Source organism: Xanthomonas sp. SHU 308 (genome assembly GCF_000364645.1).
Classification (GTDB): Bacteria; Pseudomonadota; Gammaproteobacteria; order Xanthomonadales; family Xanthomonadaceae; genus Xanthomonas_A; species Xanthomonas_A sontii.
In genome coordinates, this window is sequence record NZ_AQOK01000289.1 from 1 (window position 1) to 5206 (window position 5206).

2 protein-coding genes and 1 tRNA gene are annotated in these 5206 nt (G+C 68.9%); all 3 read left to right on the forward strand.

Annotation, left to right across the window (positions count from 1 at the left end):
* Positions 1 to 463 precede the first annotated feature (463 nt).
* Positions 464 to 550 (forward strand) — tRNA-Leu (locus D588_RS0110495).
* 170 nt (positions 551 to 720) lie between these two features.
* Positions 721 to 1101: a response regulator gene (locus D588_RS0110500; RefSeq protein ID WP_017915938.1), complete on the forward strand. Its 381-nt coding sequence runs from the start codon at positions 721 to 723 to the stop codon at positions 1099 to 1101.
* Positions 1102 to 1260: 159 nt separating this feature from the next.
* Entirely contained in the window at positions 1261 to 5064 is a 3804-nt protein-coding gene (locus tag D588_RS0110505) for a PAS domain-containing protein (RefSeq protein WP_232764274.1), read from the forward strand.
* Positions 5065 to 5206: the final 142 nt, after the last annotated feature.

The following is a 5206-nucleotide window of genomic DNA, read 5'->3' on the forward strand; positions in this document are numbered from 1 at the left end:
ATGCAAGCGCTCTCCCAGCTGAGCTATGGCCCCACGTGCTGCGAGGAGCGGAATATTAACGATCGTGATTGGCACACGCAAGCGTTTTTTTGCGGAACGTTCGCGACGCCGCACACGCCCTCGCCACGACCGGCTGCATCCGCGCGCGCGCCTGCATTGCGCGACGTCTGCGCCTCACGTCCAACGATGGAGGCGACCCGCGGAACTCGCCGCACACGGTACCAACGCGCCTCCGCAGTCCTCCGCCACTCGTGTCGATGATTGCCGATATCGGCACAACGGGTGGATTTGCGCGCCCCTTGCGCGGTCGGCAGGAGCCGAATGCTTCACCACGTGTGACGCACATATAGAGATGTGCTCGGGAAGTACCCATGGCCACTGCCATTCCCCCGCCTCCTCCAACGACGGCAAATGCAGATGCGCTGGCGGCGCGGCCGAACTGTCGGCTATACTCCGCGGCCGCGCCGAAGTGGCGGAATCGGTAGACGCAGCGGACTCAAAATCCGCCGCCCTTAAAAGCGTGTGGGTTCGAGTCCCACCTTCGGCACCAGGACTGACGGCAGCTTCGGCTGCCGTTTGTTTTTTGTGCGACCGCCGCGGCGCACGTCGACGTCGACGTCGATCACAGGTAAACGCTTCATCTTCCTGCGCCCGTTTGTCTAGGCGGTGGCAGTGACGGTCCCGCTATACTTTCCGTTCCCAAACCTTAACGAGCAAGCGATGTCGGCATTGCGGGGCCTGCGTATCCTGGTGGTCGAGAACGACGAAATGAACGCCACGCTGCTGGAGTTGCAGCTTGCCCAGGCCGGTGCCGAGGTGGTCGGCATCGCCGCATCCGTGCAGCAGGCCCTTGCGCTGATCGACAGCGAGCGCCCGGACCGGGCGGTGCTCGACTTCCGCCTCTCCGCCGGCGAGACCAGCGAACCGGTCGCCCGGGCGCTGAACGAGCGTGGCACCCCCTTCGTACTCGCCACCGGCGTGGCCGCCGACGCGCTCCCTCCCGGTTTCGCCGCCGGCGTGGTGCTGACCAAGCCCTACCTGTCCGAGCAGCTGATCAAGGCCTTGCAGGACGCTCACGCCAAGACGACCGCACGCCCCTGAGAATCCTCGGTCGTAAGCCCGCCGCCTGGCGGGAACGCTTCGAGGAACTCCGCCATCAACGTCAAGGACTGTTCGCCGCCTCCTGTCCGGTTTCCCGCCGGCAGCGCCACGGGGGCCTTGCTGCGCGCCATCGATTGGCGTGAGCACGAACTGGGCCCGATGGAGCACTGGCCGCGGAGCCTGCTCACGGCGCTGTCGATCTGCCTGAACTCGCGGTTCCCGATGGCGGTGCGCTGGGGCGAGCGCCAGTTCAACCTGTACAACGACGCCTACGTGCCGATCCTCGGGTTGCGACACCCGCAAGGGTTCGCGCGGCCGATGGAAGAGGTATGGCCGGACGTCTGGCCCGAGGTGCGGGCGCAGGCCGACCAGGTGATGGCCAGCGGCGAATCGACCTGGAACGAACATATTCCGTTGACGATGATGCGCAACGGCTACGGCGAGCAGGTGTATTTCACCTTCTCCTACAGCCCGCTGTTCGACGACGAAGGCCGCATCGCCGGCGTGCTGTGCGTGTGCACCGAGGACACGGCGCGGATCACCCTGGCGCGCGAACGCGACACGCTGCTGAAGGCGCTGGACGCGCAACGTGCGCAGATGGCCGATGCCTTCGAGCAGTCGCCGGCGGCGCTGGCGATCCTGCGCGGCCCGGATTACGTGATCGAGACCGTCAACCGGCGCTACCAGCAACTGGTCGGACCGCGCGAGGTGGTCGGCCGGCCGCTGACCGAGGCCATCCCCGAAATCCAGCATCAGGGCGTCATCGGCCTGCTCGACAACGTCCGCACCAGCGGCGTGCCGTTTATCGACGAGTCGATGACCTTCCAGCTGTGCCGTAGTCCGCACGAAGCGACCTCGGACACCACGCTGGAATGCGTGTACCAGCCGATGCACGACGCCGAGGGCCGGGTCAGCGGAATCTTGGTGCATGGCATCGACCGCACCGAACAGGCGCGCGCGCAGGCGCACGACAGCTTCCTGCTGATGCTCGAGGACACCCTGCAGAACCTGCACAGCACCGAAGCCATCTGCGAGACCGGCGCCGCCCTGCTCGGCCAGCACCTCGGCGCCAATCGCTGCGCCTACGCGATCGTCGAGGCCGACGAGGACGAGTTCGACGTGCGCGCCGACTACGTCGACGGCGCCTCGCACCTGACCGGGCGCTCGCGCTTCAGCGATTTCGGCAGCGACCTGCTGGACTGCATGCGCGAAAACCGGCCGTGGGTGGTGCAGGACACCGAGACCCACCAGCCGCCGATGCGTCTGGACGACCAGAACTACCGTCGCCTGGGCATGCGCGCCGTGCTGACGGCACCGCTGCACAAGGCCGGCCGCCTGGTGGCCGCGATCGGCGTGCACCACGCCCAGCCGCGCGTGTGGACCTCGGCCGAGATCGAGCTGGTGCGGCTGGTGGCGGCGCGCTGCTGGGAATCGATGCAACGCGCGGGCGCGCAAAGCGCACTGGCCAGCAGTGCCGCGCGCCTGAGCGAACTGGCCGATGCGATGCCGCAGATCGTGTTCACCGCCATGCCCGACGGCCACGTCGACTACTTCAACCGCCGCTGGTACGAGTACACCGGGCTGCCGGTCGGCGAGGCCGGGTACGACAGCTGGCGCCATGTGCACACCGAGGAAGGCCTGGCGCGGGTGATGGAGGTGTGGCCGGAAGCGCTGCGCAGCGGCAAGCCGTACGAGATCGAGTACCCGCTGCGCCGCCACGACGGCGAATACCGCTGGCATCTCGGCCGCGCCCTGCCGATCCGCGACGACAGCGGCCGCATCGTGCGCTGGATCGGCACCAATACCGACATCCACGACCGCCGTCTGGTCGAGCAGCGCCTGCAGGAAAGCGAACTGCGCTTCCGCCAGCTGTGCGACAACGCACCGGTGATGATCTGGATGTCCAATGCCGACGGCGACTGCGAATACATCAGCCGCCAGTGGTATCTGTTCACCGGGCAGAGCGAGCAGGAGGCGCTGGGCAGCGGCTGGCAGGAAATGATCCATGCCGACGACCTGGCCACGGTCGGCCGCACCCTCGCGCGCGCCTGTGCCGACCGCCGCGCCTACACCGTGGAATACCGCCTGCGCCGCCACGACGGCGAGTACCGCTGGTGCGTGGACACCGCCACGCCGCGCTTCAGTTCGTCCGGCCAGTTCCTGGGCTTCATCGGCTCGCTGCTGGACATCGCCGAGCGCAAGCGCATCGAGAATGCCACCACCGCCGAGCGCGCGGCGCTGGAGATGATCACCACCGGCAAGCCGCTGAGCACGGTGCTGGAGGCGATCGCGCGCGGCATCGAGTCGCAGAGCGATGTCGGCCTGCGCTGCACCATCATGCTGGTCGACGAGCACCGCCAGTGCCTGCTGGAAGGCGCCGCGCCGAGCATGCCGCCCGCCTTCCGCAAGGCGGTGCAGCGCCTGCCGATCGACCCCAACACCGGCTGCTGCGGGCGCGCCGCCTACCTGCGCCGGCAGGTGCTGTGCAGCGACGTGCGGGTGAACCCGCATTGGCAGGCGTATCTGGCGACCGCCCTGGAGGCGGACATCGTCGCCTGCTGCTCGACGCCGATCCTGGCCAGCGATGGCGAAGTGCTGGGCGTAGTCGCGCTGTACTACCCGTTCGTGCACTACCCCAACCCGCACGAACAGGATCTTGCGCGCTCCGCCTCGCACCTGGCCGGCATCATCATCGAGCGCCGCGGCACCGACCTGCGCCTGCAGCAACTGCTCGCCGCCGAGCAGAGCGCGCGCAGCGAGGCCGAACGCGCCAGCCGCATGAAGGACGAGTTCCTGGCCACGCTCAGCCACGAGCTGCGCACGCCGCTCAACGCGATCCTGGGCTGGTCGCGGCTGATGCAGGACGATGCGGTGCGCGAGAAGGACCTGAGCAAGGGCCTGGAGGTGATCGAGCGCAGCGCGCATTCGCAGGCGCAGATCATCGACGACCTGTTGGACATGAGCGCCATCCTGTCCGGCAAGGTCCGCCTGGAGGCCGGCGAGCTGGACCTGCGCGCACTGCTCAGCGAGACCATCGATGCGGCGCGCCCCGGCGCGCAGAACAAGGGCATCGACATCGTGCTGGTCGCCGACGAAGCGACCGCCCTGCCCTATCTGGGCGATCGGGTGCGGCTGCAGCAGGTGCTGACCAACCTGATCGGCAACGCCATCAAGTTCACCCCCAGCGCCGGCACGGTCACGGTGACCCTGGACAGCACCAGCACCCACGTCCGCATCGCCGTCGGCGATACCGGCATCGGCATCGACCCGGCGTTCCTGCCGCACGTGTTCGACCGCTTCCGCCAGGCCGACGCGAGCAGCACGCGCAGCGCTGGCGGCCTCGGCCTGGGCCTGGCGATCGCCAAGCAGCTGGCCGAACTGCACCAGGGACAGTTGTCGGTCAGCAGCGACGGCGTCGGCCTCGGCGCGACCTTCACCCTGCTACTGCCGCGCAACGACGTGCAGAGCCTGGATCCGATCCGCCGTGGCAACGATACCGCCCTGTCCGGCGGCATGCTGCGGCGCGACGGCATTCGCCTGGATGGCGTACGCGTGCTGGTGGTGGACGACGACATGGATTCGCGGGGCGTCACCCAGCGCTTCCTGCAGGAAGCCGGTGCCGTGGTCGAGGCCGCGGTCTGCGCCGACGATGCCGAAGCGCTGCTGCGCGAACGGCCCTATGCGCTGCTGGTCAGCGACGTCGGCATGCCGCGCCGCGACGGCCACAGCCTGATCCGCAGCATCCGCGCCCGTGGTGCCGGCGCAGCCAGCCGCATCCCGGCCATCGCGCTGACCGCCTACGTGCGCAGCGAGGATCGCGCGCTGGCCCTGGAGGCCGGCTTCGACGCGCACCTGGGCAAGCCGGTGGATCCGGTCAAGCTGCTCGGGCTGGCCGCATCGCTGGTGGCGCCGGCACCGGCCGCGCTCGCCACCGACCAGAGCCAACGCGCCGAATCGGCCTGAGTCGGCGCTGCGCGGCCGCACCGTGCGGCCGGCACTGGATGCATCGGCGCAGGCGCGCCGGCTCTCCCGGAACCTCAGCTGCGCTTGGCGCGCGCGAACGCGTCGGCCAGCGCGCTGTTGACCGGCGCCGCGGCAGCCGGCC